Below are 15,365 nucleotides of genomic sequence, written 5' to 3' on the forward strand. Positions count from 1 at the left end.
TATGTACGGCGTCGTGGAGGGTAACGATCTCGCCGGATTATCCGGCGCTGCAATCGCTGTCGTGCAACCGGAGTTCATCGTCCAGCCGTGCAGCGGCACAGCAGAACTGAACGCGTATCGGGCACTGCGCAGAGAGACGTTTGTCGCCGAACAGGGCTTGTTCGCCGGCACCGATCACGACGACGTCGACGACGATCCTCGCTGCGTCGTTCTCGTGGCCACCGATCGAGACGGCACCGTGCTCGGTGGGGTGCGCCTGGCACCCTGCACGGCAACGGATCTGGGGTGGTGGGCCGGCAGTCGCCTGGTGGTCACCACCTCTGCGCGCACTTCCGGTGTGGGCCCAGCGCTGGTTCGTGCGGCCTGTGCTCATGCCGAAAGTCGTGGCGTTTTGCGCTTCGACGCGACGGTGCAGAAGCGCAACGAGACACTGTTCACCCGTCTCGGCTGGATCAGGCGTGGAGACGTCGAGGTGGCGAATACTCCACACGTGGCGATGTATTGGCCGATCGACAGGATCGAACGGCTGGTGTCGTCGACCAAGGCGATGCTCGCCGGCGTCCTCGCGCCGCTGAAGGCGCAGCCACTCGGGCTCGGTGCCAAAGAATTTCGAGGTGACGACGGGGTCCCGGTTCCGGGGAGCGACATGATCGCCGCCTGCGATGCGATCATTCCCTCGATGGTCGACCGCGACCCGGAGTGGGCCGGCTGGTGCGCGGCCCTGGTCAACCTCAACGACCTCTCGGCGATGGGTGCCTACGCAGTCGGCATGCTCGACTCCGTCGGTGCACCCACGCAATCTCGACTGACCCGCATCATCCGCGGCCTCGCCAATGCGTCTGCGGCCTGGCAGGTTCCGGTACTCGGTGGCCACACCCAGGCCGGGGTGCCGTCGTCGCTGTCGGTCACTGCGCTGGGCCGCACGACGAACCCGGTACGGGCCGGCGGGGGAAGCGTCGGCGATCGGTTGACACTGACGGCGGACGTCGGGGGTGGCTGGCGTCGTGGATATCAGGGCCAGCAATGGGATTCGACGTCACGGCGCAACTCCGCCGAACTGACGACCATGGCATCGTTCGTCGCCCGCACCGCGCCCAAGGCCGCCAAGGACGTCTCGATGGCGGGACTGGCCGGGACCACCGGGATGCTGGCCGAGGCAAGCGGAACCGGTGCGGTATTGGACATCTCCTCGATTCCGAAGCCCGACTCGGCGTCGATGGGCGAATGGATCACGTGTTTTCCCGGGTTCGCGATGATCACCGCGGACCGTCCCGGTGCACCGACTGCACCGTCCGGACCTGCACTGTCCGCAGAATGCGGAGAGCTCACCGACATTCCGGGCGTCGCCTTGCGATGGCCCGATGGAATCACCACGCGCGCGGTCACTTCGACGGTGACCGGATTGGGAGAAGCATGAACGACATCACGATCTCCGTGGCCGCAGCCGAATTCGGCCGTGACATGGAACAGGGTTACGCCACCATCGCCGCCCTGCTCGAGGAATCGCGTAATCGCGGTAGCCAACTGCTGGTGCTACCGGAAGCGTGCCTGGGTGGGTACCTGCCCAGCCTCGGTGGCGGTGACGAGACCGAAGAATCGAGACAGCGTCGACTGAAGGCACTTCCACCCGCTCTGGAACTGGACGGCCCCGAGATCAAGCGGGTCATCGACATGGCAGGCGATACCGTCGTCACGTTCGGATTCTGCGAGAAGGACGGCGATACCCGCTACAACGCCGCGGTGACGGTCGACGGCAGCGGCATCCTCGGTTCGTATCGCAAGGTGCACCAGCCACTCGGCGAAAACCTCTGCTACGCAGCGGGAGAGAGCTACTCCGCCTTCGACACTCCGGTCGGCCGGATGGGCATGCAGATCTGCTACGACAAGGGGTTCCCCGAGGCGGCCCGCGAACTCGCGCTCGACGGAGCCGAGATCGTCGCGTCCATCTCCGCGTGGCCCACGGCACGTACCGCGACGACCCCGAACATGGAAGAAGATCGGTGGAAGCAACGCTTCGACATCTACGATCGCGCTCGTGCACTGGAGAATCAGATCATCTGGGTCGCGGCGAATCAGGCCGGCACGTTCGGGTCTCTGAGGTTCGTCTGCAGCGCCAAGATCGTCGGGCCCGGCGGTGAGATCCTCGCGGGCACAGGCGTCGAGCCGGGCTTGGCCACAGCCACCGTCGATGTCGAGGCGCTCATCGGCGCGGCACGTGGCGGTGGCATGTACAACCTGCGCGACCGACGGCCCTCGGTCTATCGCACCATCACCAAGGAGACCGTTCATGCCTGAGATGTCGTTCGTGGTGCGGTGGCCCGACGGACGCGAACAGTCCTGCTACTCGCCCTCTTTGGTGATGCACGACTATCTGAGCCCCGGGCAGGAATACCCGGTGGCCGAGTTCGTTCAGCGAACGTCCGAGGCATTGACCGTGGCGAGCGATCGAGTTCTCGCCAAGTTCGGGATGCGGTGCACGTCGGCCGCGCAGCAGATGGAAGAGATTCACGGTGTCAGCGCGTCGTATCAGGCCGGTGCCGTTCGCGTACTGAGTATGTCGGGAGCTGAATTGCTATGACAGAGAGCCACAGAGCAAGAGAGAACCATTCCGTAATCGTCATCGGCGGCGGGCAGGCCGGACTGTCCATCAGCTGGCATCTGACGCAGCGAGGCATCGACCACGTCGTCCTCGAACGCGACACCATCGCGCACGAATGGAAGGACTCGCGCTGGGACAACTTCACCCTCGTCACCCCCAACTGGCAGTGTGCGCTCCCCGGATACTCCTACGACGGTGACGATCCCGACGGGTTCATGCAGCGCGACGAGGTCTACGCCTTTGTCCGACGCTACGCCGAGAGCTTCGATGCACCGGTCCGAGAGTATGTTTCGGTGAATCAGGCCTTGCAATCCGCGGCAGGCGGCTTCGACCTACAGACCTCCGCCGGCCCCATGCACGCCGATCAGATCGTCGTTGCCGTCGGCGGTTACCACATCCCCACCATTCCGCGCTTCGCCGAGAAGCTTCCCCGCGACATCGTCCAGATCCACTCGTCCGAATACCGCGGCTCGCAGCAGTTCCCGAACGGCGACGTACTGGTCGTCGGCACCGGCCAGTCCGGAGCGCAGATCGCAGAGGATCTCCACCTCGACGGCCGCCGGGTTCATCTCGTCGCCGGCACCGCACCTCGCGTCGCACGCTTCTATCGGGGGCGTGACTGTGTCGCCTGGCTGCACGACATGGGCGTCTACGATGTCTCCATCGAAGATCAACCCGGTGGCGTCGGCAAACGCGAGAACACGAACCACTACGTCACCGGCCGTGACGGTGGTCGAGACATCGACCTGCGCGCGTTCGCCACCGAGGGCATGCAGCTGTACGGCCGTCTGCTGGGCGTGGAGGACGGCGTCCTGCAGTTCGCCCCGACCCTCGAAGCGTCCCTCGACGCTGCGGATCGGGTGGCCGAGAGCATCAAGGACAACATCGACGCGTACATCGAGCGCGAGGGCATCAATGCGCCCACCGAGGACCGCTACGTGCCGGTGTGGCGTCCGGAGTCCGAGACCACCGAACTCGATCTCGCCACCACCGACATTAAGGCCGTCGTCTGGTCGGTCGGGTTCCGTACCGACTACCGCTGGCTGAAGGTCGGGGCGTTCGACGGCGAGGGCCACCCGACGCACAACCGCGGCGTCACATCGGTTCCTGGCCTGTACTTCCTGGGCCTGCCCTGGCAGCACACCTGGGGTTCGGGACGCTTCGCCTCGGTGGCCCGCGACGCCGCATTCCTGGCCGATCAAATCGGCCTCGAGATCAGTGCTGCGCAGTCCCGAAACTCGACGCAGTCCCGAAACTCGACGCAGTCCCGAGACCCAGCGCAGTCGCAGAGTCAGATGGTCTGATCTCGACGTGGCTCCCATCAAGATCGGTGCATTGGCAGCACATTTCGGTAGAGATGTCGATCGGGCCGTACTGAAGATCACGACGATCATCTCCAGTGCGGCCCGCGAGGGAATCGATCTCTTGGTGCTGCCCGACGCATCCCTCGGGGGTTACATCAACAGCCTGAGCAATCCGGATCCGTCCGAGTTGCCGCCCACTCTCGATCCGGACGGTCCGGAGTTGGCTGCGATCATCGCAGCGGCGGGTGCGATGACGGTGTGCATCGGGTACACCGAGTTGTCGAAGGGGCTGCGGTACAACGCTGCTGCGTGCCTGACGGGCGACGGGATCCTCGGCAGTCACCGTAAGGTGCATCAGCCGCTCGGGGAATCCTTGGCCTACGCCGCCGGAGATCGGTTCGAGGCCTTCGATACTCCGGTCGGACGGATGGGCATGCTGATCGACTACGACAAGACGTTCCCGGAGTCGGCCCGCACGCTCGCATTGGACGGCGCGAGAATCATTGCGGCGCTGTCGGCGTGGCCGGCCAGCGTCACCGATCGAGCGTCGTCGCTACCCAACGATCGGCAGTCGCGACTGTTCGATCTGTACGACGCTGCGCGCGCCGCCGAGAACCAGGTGGTGCTCGTCTCGTCCAACCAGACCGGGGTGATGGGATCCCTGCGGTTCCTCGGCCAGGCGAAGATTGTCGGGCCCGGCGGAGACGTGTTGGCCAAGACGTGGTCCAAAGGCGGTTTGGCCGTGCACGAGATCGACGTCGATGCCGAGGTGGATCGGGCCCGGAGAGGTCTGCATCACCTTGCCGAGCGACGCGTCGACGCCTATCCGAACTTGTTGCAGGAGAAGCCGGATCGATGAAGATCGCGCTGTTGACCTATTCGTCCAAACCGCGCGGAGGCGTGGTGCATACGTTGGCTCTGGCCGAAGCGCTGGCACGCGCCAGCCAGGATGTGTCGGTGTGGTCGCTGGGCCGCGGGGGCGACAGTGAGTTCTTCCGCAAGGTCGACCCGGCTGTCACCGTGCGGATGGTCCCGTTTTCCCACCGCGAGAACGAGAGCGTCGGCGCGCGGATTCTGCGATCGATAGGCGTTCTGCGGCAGGCCTTCACGCCCGACGAGTACGACATCGTCCATGCTCAGGACTGTATCTCGGCCAACGCCGTCGGCCGGTGCATCAGGACCATCCATCATTTGGACGAGTTCACCACACCCGAGCTCGCGGCATGTCACGAACGAGCGATCACCGCGCCGTACGCGCGAATCTGTGTATCGACAGCGGTGGCGAGCGATGTGAATCGCGGTTGGGGACTCGAACCCACGGTCATCCCCAACGGGGTCGATGCCGAAAGGTTCTCGGCAGCTGCAGCATCGGGCAGAACGCACTGGCGGGACAAGCTCGGCAGGTACGTGCTCGCAGTCGGCGGCATCGAGCCACGCAAGGGCAGTCTCGATCTACTCGACGCCTTCGCCGGGCTGTCCGATCGCCACGTGCAACTGGTGTTCGCCGGCGGCGAGACCCTGTTCGACTACCGTGACTATCGAGCCGAATTCGACCGTCGAGCAGTAGAACTGGGCATGGAGCCGGTGATACTCGGAACCGTCGACGACGACGAGCTGCCGCATCTCGTGGCGCAGGCTGCGGCGCTGCCGTTCTTCTCCACCAAGGAAGGCTTCGGCCTGGCCGCGATGGAGGCGCTCGCCGCATCGACTCCGGTGGTGGCGCGTGATCTGCCGGTACTGCGAGAGGTGTTCGGAGACAGCGTCACCTACGCATCGTCGGTGGAGACCATGGCCAGCGAATTGGACCGTGCGTTGCACGAGCCGCAGGATCCGTCACCGGGGCTGGCGCTGGCGCACAGCCTCACCTGGGACGAGGCTGCGCGTCGACACTTGGAGTTCTACTCCTCGCTACGCTGACCGGTTCGCTTGTTGCGTTTGAGCCGGTGAGGCTTGAGCTTGTGGAACCCTTTGACCCGTAGTGAACGGACCGATTTGAGGTAGAACTCCGAGTCGTGACGCAGTTCATCCGTCATGACGGTATCGACCAGGATCGTTCCGGGATTGGCCGAACTGGTTAGGCGCGCAGCAATATTGACCACCGACCCGTACAGGTCACCGTACCGGGCCAGTACCGGGCCCCACGCCAGCCCGACCCGCAGATCCGGCATGTCCTCCTGCTCGTCGAAGGCGTCCTGGAGGTCGAGGGCGATGTGGGCGGCATCCTCGGGGGTCTGCGCGCTGAACATCACCTCGTCGCCGACGTTCTTGATCACCGAACCGCGCCCTCGCGCAATGATATTGGTGGCCAATGACTCGAATTCCTCGAGTAGCGTCGTCAACTCGCCGATATCGAGTCGACGCGTCAGGCTCGTGTAGCCGACCATGTCGGCGAACCCGACGGCCATCGTGGGACTGTCGGCGGCGTCGTCGGGAGCGGCGATGGATCGACCGGCCGCTGCTGCCAGGTGGCGTCGCCAGGTGTATCCCTGGAGCGCTTCGAGGGTGGGGACGGTTTCGGCGGCGATGGCACGGGCGTTCCGTCGAATCGCGTCGATGTCGTTCGTGTCTTCTTGGCTGTCGATGATGCGTTCGAGTATGTGAGAGTTCACAACGCCCACTTGCCATTCCGCGAGCCGGGACATCGACTGCCCGAGGGTGCGTGCGATCGCAACCTCCATCTCGGGCTTGATCACCTTCTGCGCGGTCAGTGCGGTGATCAGCTTCAGAGCTTCGAGATCGGCGTCGGTGTAGACGAGTGCGTCGGTATCGGTGTGGACGGGGAAGCCCATGCCGATCCACAGGGCGATGACCCGCTCGAGCGGAATTCCGGACTTCTCGACGATGTCGGCGCGGTTGTACTTGGGCTCGCCGCCCAATAGATTCCGCTCGATCTCCGTCTGTACTACCGAGTTGATCTGATTCTCAGGCATATCCCAACGTTCTGTCGAAATAGGAACGGACGGCGTCCACGTACTCGTCGATCTTGTCGGGATCCCAATCCGTGGTGGGTATGGGCTCGCCGACGGTGACCTTGACCGTACCGGAGTGAACGGTGAAGTCCTTCTTCCACATCACGTCACCGGCGTTGTGAATGACGATCGGAACGATCGGCACGCCGGCCTGCATCGCCAGGTGAAAACCGCCTTTCTTGAATCGGCCGAGACGGGACGTCGGCATGCGAGTGCCCTCGGGGGCGATGGCGACGGAGATGCCGCTGTGCAGCTTCTCGATCGCAGGCCGCATGGCCTCTCGCGCTTGCGCAGGATCGCCGCGGTCGACATAGGCGACGTCGAAAATTCTGCCCAGCAATGCGAAGCGCGGATCGCGTTCGAGTTCCCGCTTCGCGACGGCGGTGATGTCGCGTCGCAGGATGGAAGTGACGATGATCGAGTCGGCGGTGCTCTGATGGTTGAACATGAAGACGGCGGGCCGGGCCGACCAGGCATTTTCGGTTCCGGTGACGTCGAGCTTGACCCCGGCGAGGGTCAGCGCGATGTCCGGGGCGATGGTGCTGGTGATATTGGCACCGGTACGGCGACTGCGGGTGAGCAACCCCAGACCGAGCCCGATCGACGCACTCGCGAGCACCGATCCGAGCGCCGCCGTGCTGCGTACGGCCGACGTGATATCCGTGCCACGCTTCGGGCTGTCCAGCGTCAGGGCCGGCCAGTTCTTCTTGGCGGCATAGCGCGCGAGATCAGGATCGGGGTTGAGGGCGATGGGACGGCCCACGGCCTCGAGCAGCGGCACGTCCTCACCGCCGTTCGAGTATGCGAAACAGCCTGCCAGAGCAATGCCTTCACGTTCGGCGTAGTCGATTGCCGCCTGTGCTTTGCGGGGTCCCCAGAGCGAATCGCCGACGAGCTCACCGGTGAGAATCCCGTCGGTGACCACCGGAGTCGTGCACAGCAACTCCTCGAACATCATGTCCTGCTGCACCGGCAGTGCCTGGTACGGCGTGGCCGAGGTAGCCATCACCAGGCGATGCCCTGCGTGCCGGTGAGCCTCGACGAGGGCCCGGGCCTGCGGGTAGATCATCGGCGCGATCTCGTTGCGGAAGAGGGTGTATGCCTGTTCCATCAGGTCCTCTTCGCGACGGCCTTCGAGGCCGCGGACGGCCTTGCCCATCAGATTGTCGACGGGGGAGTTGCGCATCCGCATCTCGACGACGGCACTGGAGATCTCCCACAGTTCCTTGACCGTGACGTCGAGGGTCTTGAGGCGTTCGAGAAACACTGCGCGAGCAGAGAATCCGTTGATGAGGGTGCCGTCGAGATCGAAGAAGGCGATGGTGTCTCGGCCGGGTGGGGCGGCGGCGATCGCTATCAGTCGATCGTCGAAGTCGGTCATGGATTGTTCTCCTCGGGGGCAGAGATCGGTTCCACCTCACGGAGCATTCGGTGCGCCATATCCCGGATGGTACGTACCTTGCGGGCCCATTCGTCGATCTCCAGCGCGAAGTCCCTGCGGCGGCGGGCGATGCCGTCCGAGCTGGAATCGATCAGGTCGCGGTTCTCGGCCAGTTGCAGTGCAGTGTCGAACAGTTCGCCCGAGATGGACTCACTGTGATCGAGCTGCTGGCGGAGCCGCCTGGCCTGGGCAGCGCCGAGGCATTCCGAGATGAACTTCGGTTTGTCGAATTCTCCGCTCTGCGGCAGCAGCATCAGCTGGTCGGCCACTACCTGGTAGGCCTCGAAGATCGGCTGCAGTACGCGGTGCGCCAGGTGCAGATCCTGCGATTCAAGCTGTCGCGCAGCATAATCGGGGTCGCTGATGCTGGTGCGCCATTCCGGGTCGATGAGATCGACCTCGGATTCGAGACGCTCCCCGAAGTCCTTCTTGTCGCCGAAGAAGAACTCGAACTTGAGTAGATCTCGCAATTGCAGGGCCGATGTCCACAACGATTCCTGAGTCAGCGGCGTCGAGTCACCCTCGGTCGGTAGCACCACCAGTTCGCCGATGGCGCGCATCACGAAGAAGTGAATGGCGTTGTTGCGGAAGAACGCTGCCACCAGATGCTTGTCCTGCGCCAGGTAGAACAGCGGTTCGGGGCCGTCGTCGAAACGCTTGACGACGTTGGCGTTGACCTGTGCGATGACGGCCGAGCGGACGACGTCGACGTCGGCGATGTCCACCCCGCCCGCAGTGGGTAGGTTTCTGCGTTTGATGTAGCCGGCCAACGGCGAGATGATGGCCCACATTTCGTTGACGTTGAGTGCGCGATCCTCGATACCCAACAGCGCCATCGTGACCAGTGCTGCCGGGGTCACCGGCGTCGCATCGTTGATCGCATGGGAGACACCGAGCGCGATCTTCTGCACCGCGACGCGCTTGTCGGTGTTCTCGGCGACGATCGCCGCCACCGACATCGGCTCTCCGAAGTTCAGATAGACGTTGCCGCGCAACGTGCCCTGAGCGCGGATGTACCCGATGGCCATGCGAATGCCTTCGGCTTGCTTCTTCGCCCCGTGCGATTCTTCGGCCATCGCGCCGACCTCGTGCAGTCGGTCGTAGGTGATGGACGTCGGAATCAGATAGACGTCCTCCGCGTCGCTCGACTCGAGGGCGTCGACGAGGTAGGTCAGCAGACCGAACCGCGGCGGGCGGAGCTTTCCGGTGCGGCTGCGTCCGCCCTCGATGTACCACTCGAGGTTGAACCGCTTGCTGAGCAGAAAACTCATGTACTGACGCAGCGTCCATTTGTAGATCGCGTCCGAGAATTTGCGCTGAATGAGCACCACGCCACTGCGTTTGGCTATCGGGCCCAACGGCCAGAAGCCGACATTGATGCCGCCCATGACGTGATTGAGCGGCAGTCCCTCGGCGAGAAGCGCGGGACGCAGCACGAGTGGGTCGAGGTAGGAACGGTGATTGGGCAGGAACACCAACGGATAGTTCTTGTTGAGTTCGCGAACCTTCTGCAGCTGATCGCGATCGACGTCGACCTTGTACGCCCGCGAGAAGTACGCGCCGAGGGTGCCCCACATCTCGACGGCGCGCCTGGTTTCGGTCGCCACCATCTCGCCGAGGATGTCCTGAACCCTCTTGTCGACGGTGTCGCGATCCTGGCCGACGTGGTCTGCGAGCTCGGTGATGCCGTCCCTGAACTTCTTCTGCTCCGTCATGTCCTCGACGACGAAGCGCGGAATCTTGTACTCCGAGCCGATGACTCCGCGTTCGGCCTTGTCCAGTGCGAGACTCGCCTGCCGCAGGATGAACGACGACAACGACGTGCCGCCGCCGCGCTCGAACCGATCCTGCAGATCGCTCAGGGTTGCGGGTTCACCGACCAGCACTGCGGAGTGATCGGGATCGTCGTTGGCCACCCACCGCTGCCACACCCGTGTCGGCTTCGAGCGGCCTCTAGGGGCGAAGATGCGGTGCAGAATGCCGGTGCTGCGATCGGTCAACGTGACCCGCAGCGGAATGAGCAGCGGATCGTCGGCGTACCCGCGGACGGTGTCCGACAGCGATGTCCTGGCCTCACCGGACAGAACGACCGATGGGGGCCGACGTTCTCCGTCCGGGGTGGTGGCGTCGATCCACTGATTCAGGGCCTGAACCTCGAGAGTGCTTCTGGCATCGAGCAAGTACACGTGCGGACCGTCGCTGAGCGATTGCTGGTCCGCGTCGAGGTGGTACATCGAAGCTCCTGTTCCGTACCTGCGCAAGAAGGTACGCCGTCAGGCTACGCGGGAGAATCCCGGCGCGAGGGCGGTTCGGCGAGGTGGTCGACGGCACTCGACGGGCGCTCGAACGGCCTGTCGGTTAGAGTCGTGTCATCGGCCTTCTCTGGCCAAGCCTCCTTGGTGTTAATTGTAGTAACTGTTACTTCTGGTTACGGTTACTCGGGGTTACACATACTTGGGATCGATGTCATCCTCGCGACCGATACTCGATGCCGTGCTGCCTGCGCACGTGAATCTGTGCGACAGTATTCGCAAACACTTTCGAGAAAGGCCGGTAGTCGATGCCACCCCGTGGGCGCGCCGTGAACGATTCGCTGACTCCCGAGAACCTGACGACGCTGGCAGCAGCGCTCGCCGAGGGGCGTCGCGCCACCGTGTATCTCCGCGAGCCGAATCCGAGCCTCGGCCTGCCCGACGGTACGTCGGCCAAGGTGGTGTCCATCGACGGCAACACCGTCACCATCAGCCCGAAGGGCGTCAACGACGAACTGCCCTACGAGGCCGAGGAACTGCGCATCACCCGCAACCCGGCGACCCCACCCGCGCCTGCGAAGCGCATCCCCGCAAAGAAGACGGCATCGACTGCGCCGGTATCGAAGCCGGTCGCTGCCTCCGAGCCGGTCGCTGTCTCGAAATCGAGCCCTTCTTCTACATCGGTTACAACTTCGACATCGAGCGCTGCTCCGAAGTCGGTACCGGCGACCGACGTTGCCGCCAAGCCCGCCGGTGCGGGGTCTGCGTCGACCGGCTCGGCCCCACGTCGTCCGAAGAAGGCGCCGGGCGGAGTGAGCGTGACGATTCATGCCGGTGCCGACAACGATTGGTCGGTCACCGTCACGCAGGGCGCGAAGAGGCCGACCAAGGCGCAGCCGGTGAGTCCGGAAGCGGTCGGTCGGGCCGTTCGTGAACTGGGCAATGTCACTGCACGCGATGCCGTCGAGGCTGTCATCTCCCATGCACGTGAAGAGGCGGCACGCCGCGTGGCCGAACTGAGTCGTCAACTCGACGAAGCTCGGACAACTCTTGCGGCCCTCGAGCAGGACGTATGAGCGACTAGCTCGTGTTACGACACATTCTGTTGCTAGGGTTCTGCCGACACCGCTGAGAGGGAGTACATGTTCAAGAAATTCATGCTCGTCGTCGTGGGGGCGGCTGCAATCGTAGCCAGCGTCGGCGTGGGGACCGCATCCGCGGCCGCTCCTGCAGCTCTCGGCGGTGGGTCCGGAATCATCGTCGGAGGCCAGGCGGAGTGCACGCTGACGACGATCGGCAACGACCGCAACGGAAATCTCGTGGGCTTCACCGCCGGTCACTGTGGCCAAGCGGGTGCCTCCATCGTCCCGGAGTACGACACCTCTCTCGGTGAGGTGGGCCGCATCGCATTCTCCAACCCGGAGTACGACTACGCCCTCATCGAATTTCAGCGTGACAAGGTTGCCCCGATCAGCCGCGTGGGCAACGTGACCATCTCTCAGGTCGGCCCGCCGACGGCGTTCCCGAACATCGTCTGCAAGGAAGGCCGCACGACCGGCAACACCTGCGGCCTCGCGTACGGAGACGTTCTGCAGTCGCAGGAGACCTGGGCGCAGCTGTGCGTCGTCGAAGGCGACTCGGGTAGCCCGGTCGTCGTCGGCAACACCCTCGTCGGCATGGTCAACGCCTACCTCGGCGTCGCGTGCTTCGGCCCCGAGGTCGGCACCAACTTCGACGCGATCCTTCGCAACGTCGATCAGGGCAACGGCCTCGGCGCAGGATTCGTCCCCGCTCCCTGACCCGCACTCGTAGACCGATGCCCCGTCGGCGCAATCACATTGCGCAGGCGGGGCATTCGTCGTTTCAGGGGTGGGCTCCGGCTGGCGCGTCCGCGGCACGGACACCGCTCACGATGCGTTCGGCTTCGTCCGGTGCGATTCCGAGCAGGACCAGACTCGACGTGGTGGCCGCACCTGTGGGGTCGGTGAGCAGCCCGGCATTGGTGGCCTCGAGGATCGACAGCGCGATGGCTTCGATGTTGAGGATCAGCACCTCGGCCGGCAGATAGGTGGAGAACACACCCTCGCGCTGTCCACGTCGAATGACAGCCGCAGCCGACTCCCGCATCGGTCCCAGCAGGTCGTGAAGACCGTTGTGTCCCAGGTCGGTACGCGCAACCGCCAGTAGGAGCCGGTACTGATCTCCGACGCGTGCCAGTGCCAGCGTCTGGCGCACGAACACGGTGACAGCAGATTCGTCGACGGCCGGATCACGTTCGAGCGCGGCGGAGATGCGTTCTGCGGCTTCGAGTGCGATGCCGTCGATCAGGGCTTCGCGAGAGGCGAAGTGCGAGTAGACCGTTCGTCGGACCACCCCGGCCGCGGACGCAACGTCGTTGATAGTCGCGTCCGGATTGTTCGCCAGTACCCCCTGCGCGACATCGAGAATTCGCGCTCTGTTCGAGCGGGCGTCACTTCGCTGCACGGGCGATCGGTCTGTCCGTACGCTCGGTCTCGACTCCGTCGTCTTCGGCACACGTCCACTTCTAGCACGATCGCGTCGACGCAGTGTGGTTGCCGCCACAAAAGATTGCCGATCTTAGCCGGAAGTTCTTAAGCTGCACAGCACTGTGCAAGGTGTGTCGCACTTTGCCAACGGGGGGAACACATGACACTGCTTGCGATGACACCTGTCCAAGAAATGCACAAACCCTATGCTCGACGCTGGTCGGCGTTGGTGGTGTTGTGCCTGAGCCTGCTGATCGTGGTCATGGCGAACACGTCATTGCTCGTCGCCGCGCCGTCGATGACGATGGATCTGGGCCTGACCAGCAGTGATCTTCAATGGGTGATAGACGGATACACCGTCCCGTACGCGTCGTTGATGCTGTTGTGCGGAGTGATCGGCGACCGCTACAGCAGGCGAGGCGCGCTGATCATCGGGTTGATCATATTCGTGGCGGGGTCGGTGGCGGGGGCGTTGACCGATGCCACGCTCGGCGTGATCCTGGCCCGAATCGTCATGGGTGTCGCAGCCGCGATCGTCATGCCTGCGACGTTGTCTCTACTTGTTGCCACGTTCCCCAAGCGTGAGCGGGCCACCGCCGTCACCGTGTGGGCGGCGACGTCCGGCCTCGCCATCGCCGCCGGACCGCTGCTGGCCGGGTGGCTACTCGAAAGCTTCACCTGGAGCTCGACGTTCCTGATCAACGTCCCGATTGCGCTGGCCGCCATAGCCGGAGCCGTCGTACTCGTCCCGCCGTCGCGAGCCGTCGATGCCGGTGCGATCGACTGGATCGGCGGGTTGCTCTCGGTACTGGCTGTCTCGACCGTCGTCTACTCCATCATCGAGGGCATGCACTTCGGCTGGACCGTCGGGCCGCTGTACTTCGGCCTCGTCGGACTGCTGTCGGTGTTGGGTTTCGTGGGCTGGGAACTACGACACCCCAATCCGTTGCTGGACGTGCGGATGTTCTCCTCGCGTGTCCTCGGGGGTGCCACCCTTGCGGTATTGGTGTTCTTCCTGGTGACGTTCGGGGCGATTTACCTCGTGGCGCAGTACCTCCAGTTCGCTCTCGGGTACGGCCCGGTCTCCACCGGAGTGCATCTGCTGCCGCTGGCCGGTGCAGTGTTCGTCGGCTCGGGAATCACGATGTGGCTGACCCCCAAGATGGGGCCGCGTGTCACCGTCACCGCGGGCATGATCGTGGGCACGCTGTCTGTCGTCTCCCTCGTCGGAATCGATTCGGCAGCAACGTATGTCGATTTCCTGCCCGTACTGACACTGCTCGGACTCGCCATCGGACTGTCCGTCTCGCCCTGCACCGATGCCATCATGGGTGAGTTCCCGGACGACAAGCTTGGTGTCGGCGGCGGCCTGAACGACACTGCACTCGAACTGGGCGGGTCTCTCGGCATCGCTGTATTGGGTTCGGTTCTGGCGGCGTCGTATCGACAGGGAATCGAGGGGTTTCTGCAGACCTTCCCCGGTAAGCAACCCAATGGCCAGTACACCGGTCAGGCCGCAGAAGGGCTTGCGGCATCGCAGGATTCGCTGGCCGGTGCGGTGATCGTCTCGGACATCATTCGCGCTCAGAATGCATTTCTGAGCGGCTTCGCAGACAATCTCGAAGCGAATGCCATCTCTGCCTTCGGCAGTGCCGTCGTGCACACCAGTGTCGTTGCGGCCGTGGTGTTCGGCACCGGAACCGTGATCGTGGCGTTCCTCATCCCGGCCAAGAACAAGGCGCTCGCGTCGTCGTCGGACATGATCGCGTTCGAGCCGATCGTGCCCTTCGTTGCGCCGCCGGCCACGAGCGCAGCGGCTGTCCGTGAGGTCGCCGAGCTCGAGCAGCTGCTCGAACGCCCGTCGGCAGCCAAGCCCGAACCGAGTACGCCGCGTGTACCGCGAACATCGAAGCCGCACAACGCTGCCGCGCCGGCACTGGTCGACGCCGAACTCGAACGCCCCAGCATCTATCAATTGGCGCTCGAACTCGGCGAACTGCCCGTCGTACCCACACCGCCGGACGTGGAGCCGACCGAACCGTTGCAGACGTTCTACCAACGAGCCAGCCGACAACACGCGACGTGCACCGAGCTGAACGAACGCTCGAGCCCTATCTGGGCCATGCCGCTGTAGACCTCCCCAGCGCGTCAATGGACCACTGCACTGCCGCCGGGTTGGGATCAATGCGCCTTTGTTGTGCACTGGACCCCGTGGGTTGGACCGGTTAATGGAAATCCTAGGCTGCGAGGGCCTGGGCTCGGTATTGCACCGGGCTCAGGCCGTCGAGTCGTA

13 protein-coding genes are annotated in these 15,365 nt (G+C 64.2%); 9 read left to right on the forward strand and 4 right to left on the reverse strand.

The window, feature by feature from the left end:
- The first annotated feature begins 1 nt into the window (after window position 1).
- Genes AB0P23_RS06265 through AB0P23_RS06290 form a run of 6 tightly spaced genes read left to right on the forward strand, consistent with a single transcriptional unit; the run spans window position 2 to window position 5,820 of the window.
- Window positions 2-1,417: an MSMEG_0567/sll0787 family protein gene (locus AB0P23_RS06265; protein ID WP_032372541.1), complete on the forward strand. Its 1,416-nt coding sequence runs from the start codon at window positions 2-4 to the stop codon at window positions 1,415-1,417.
- Window positions 1,414-2,295 (forward strand): carbon-nitrogen hydrolase family protein, encoded by an 882-nt coding sequence (locus AB0P23_RS06270; protein ID WP_032372540.1) that lies wholly within the window; start codon window positions 1,414-1,416, stop codon window positions 2,293-2,295. Before AB0P23_RS06265 ends, AB0P23_RS06270 begins: the two co-directional genes overlap by 4 nt.
- Complete coding sequence (locus AB0P23_RS06275; RefSeq protein ID WP_027495242.1) at window positions 2,288-2,578, forward strand: MSMEG_0570 family nitrogen starvation response protein; 291 nt, start codon at window positions 2,288-2,290, stop codon at window positions 2,576-2,578. Before AB0P23_RS06270 ends, AB0P23_RS06275 begins: the two co-directional genes overlap by 8 nt.
- The gene (locus tag AB0P23_RS06280; protein WP_241258169.1) at window positions 2,575-3,903 is read left to right on the forward strand and encodes an MSMEG_0569 family flavin-dependent oxidoreductase; all 1,329 of its coding nucleotides are present in this window, start codon (window positions 2,575-2,577) and stop codon (window positions 3,901-3,903) included. Before AB0P23_RS06275 ends, AB0P23_RS06280 begins: the two co-directional genes overlap by 4 nt.
- Window positions 3,904-3,910: 7 nt before the next feature.
- The gene (locus AB0P23_RS06285) at window positions 3,911-4,762 is read left to right on the forward strand and encodes a carbon-nitrogen hydrolase family protein (RefSeq protein WP_027495243.1); all 852 of its coding nucleotides are present in this window, start codon (window positions 3,911-3,913) and stop codon (window positions 4,760-4,762) included.
- The gene (locus AB0P23_RS06290; RefSeq protein ID WP_032372539.1) at window positions 4,759-5,820 is read left to right on the forward strand and encodes an MSMEG_0565 family glycosyltransferase; all 1,062 of its coding nucleotides are present in this window, start codon (window positions 4,759-4,761) and stop codon (window positions 5,818-5,820) included. Before AB0P23_RS06285 ends, AB0P23_RS06290 begins: the two co-directional genes overlap by 4 nt.
- Here AB0P23_RS06290 and AB0P23_RS06295 read toward each other — a convergent pair.
- From AB0P23_RS06295 to AB0P23_RS06305, 3 genes are read right to left on the reverse strand one after another with little or no spacing between them, the layout of a single operon-like run.
- Window positions 5,802-6,833 carry an adenylate/guanylate cyclase domain-containing protein gene (locus tag AB0P23_RS06295; RefSeq protein WP_027495245.1) on the reverse strand — a complete coding sequence of 344 codons (1,032 nt, stop codon included), beginning with the start codon at window positions 6,831-6,833 and terminating at the stop codon, window positions 5,802-5,804. The genes AB0P23_RS06290 and AB0P23_RS06295 overlap by 19 nt on opposite strands.
- Window positions 6,826-8,253, reverse strand: a complete 1,428-nt coding sequence (locus tag AB0P23_RS06300) for an HAD-IB family hydrolase (RefSeq protein ID WP_032372538.1) — start codon at window positions 8,251-8,253, stop codon at window positions 6,826-6,828. The genes AB0P23_RS06295 and AB0P23_RS06300 overlap by 8 nt, the downstream gene beginning before the upstream one ends.
- Window positions 8,250-10,547, reverse strand: coding sequence for a glycerol-3-phosphate 1-O-acyltransferase (locus AB0P23_RS06305; protein WP_032372537.1), 2,298 nt, complete (start codon window positions 10,545-10,547; stop codon window positions 8,250-8,252). Before AB0P23_RS06305 ends, AB0P23_RS06300 begins: the two co-directional genes overlap by 4 nt.
- Before the next feature lie 326 nt (window positions 10,548-10,873).
- Between AB0P23_RS06305 and AB0P23_RS06310 the strand changes: the two genes are divergently transcribed.
- The gene (locus AB0P23_RS06310) at window positions 10,874-11,641 is read left to right on the forward strand and encodes a DUF6319 family protein (protein WP_219519292.1); all 768 of its coding nucleotides are present in this window, start codon (window positions 10,874-10,876) and stop codon (window positions 11,639-11,641) included.
- Between the two features lie 66 nt (window positions 11,642-11,707).
- A complete protein-coding gene (locus AB0P23_RS06315) occupies window positions 11,708-12,364 on the forward strand; it encodes a hypothetical protein (RefSeq protein WP_027495249.1) in 657 nt (218 codons plus the stop codon).
- A 64-nt stretch (window positions 12,365-12,428) separates the two neighbouring features.
- Here the strand turns inward: AB0P23_RS06315 and AB0P23_RS06320 are convergent, their stop codons facing one another.
- The gene (locus AB0P23_RS06320; RefSeq protein WP_032372816.1) at window positions 12,429-13,049 is read right to left on the reverse strand and encodes a TetR/AcrR family transcriptional regulator; all 621 of its coding nucleotides are present in this window, start codon (window positions 13,047-13,049) and stop codon (window positions 12,429-12,431) included.
- Window positions 13,050-13,247: 198 nt separating this feature from the next.
- Between AB0P23_RS06320 and AB0P23_RS06325 the strand changes: the two genes are divergently transcribed.
- Window positions 13,248-15,206, forward strand: a complete 1,959-nt coding sequence (locus AB0P23_RS06325; protein WP_257886067.1) for an MFS transporter — start codon at window positions 13,248-13,250, stop codon at window positions 15,204-15,206.
- Window positions 15,207-15,365 lie beyond the last annotated feature (159 nt).

The sequence above is a fragment of the Rhodococcus sp. NPDC077669 genome (assembly GCF_040686915.1).
In the GTDB taxonomy this organism is placed as follows: Bacteria; Actinomycetota; Actinomycetes; order Mycobacteriales; family Mycobacteriaceae; genus Rhodococcoides; species Rhodococcoides fascians.

What these genes read in the sequence shown, in the direction of transcription:
- AB0P23_RS06265 (WP_032372541.1), top strand. Translation starts at nt 2, where the DNA reads ATGTACGGCGTCGTGGAGGGTAACGATCTCGCCGGATTATCCGGCGCT.
- AB0P23_RS06270 (WP_032372540.1), top strand. Translation starts at nt 1,414, where the DNA reads ATGAACGACATCACGATCTCCGTGGCCGCAGCCGAATTCGGCCGTGAC.
- AB0P23_RS06275 (WP_027495242.1), top strand. Translation starts at nt 2,288, where the DNA reads ATGCCTGAGATGTCGTTCGTGGTGCGGTGGCCCGACGGACGCGAACAG.
- AB0P23_RS06280 (WP_241258169.1), top strand. Translation starts at nt 2,575, where the DNA reads ATGACAGAGAGCCACAGAGCAAGAGAGAACCATTCCGTAATCGTCATC.
- AB0P23_RS06290 (WP_032372539.1), top strand. Translation starts at nt 4,759, where the DNA reads ATGAAGATCGCGCTGTTGACCTATTCGTCCAAACCGCGCGGAGGCGTG.
- AB0P23_RS06295 (WP_027495245.1), bottom strand. Translation starts at nt 6,833, where the DNA reads ATGCCTGAGAATCAGATCAACTCGGTAGTACAGACGGAGATCGAGCGG.
- AB0P23_RS06300 (WP_032372538.1), bottom strand. Translation starts at nt 8,253, where the DNA reads ATGACCGACTTCGACGATCGACTGATAGCGATCGCCGCCGCCCCACCC.
- AB0P23_RS06305 (WP_032372537.1), bottom strand. Translation starts at nt 10,547, where the DNA reads ATGTACCACCTCGACGCGGACCAGCAATCGCTCAGCGACGGTCCGCAC.
- AB0P23_RS06310 (WP_219519292.1), top strand. Translation starts at nt 10,874, where the DNA reads ATGCCACCCCGTGGGCGCGCCGTGAACGATTCGCTGACTCCCGAGAAC.
- AB0P23_RS06315 (WP_027495249.1), top strand. Translation starts at nt 11,708, where the DNA reads ATGTTCAAGAAATTCATGCTCGTCGTCGTGGGGGCGGCTGCAATCGTA.
- AB0P23_RS06325 (WP_257886067.1), top strand. Translation starts at nt 13,248, where the DNA reads ATGACACCTGTCCAAGAAATGCACAAACCCTATGCTCGACGCTGGTCG.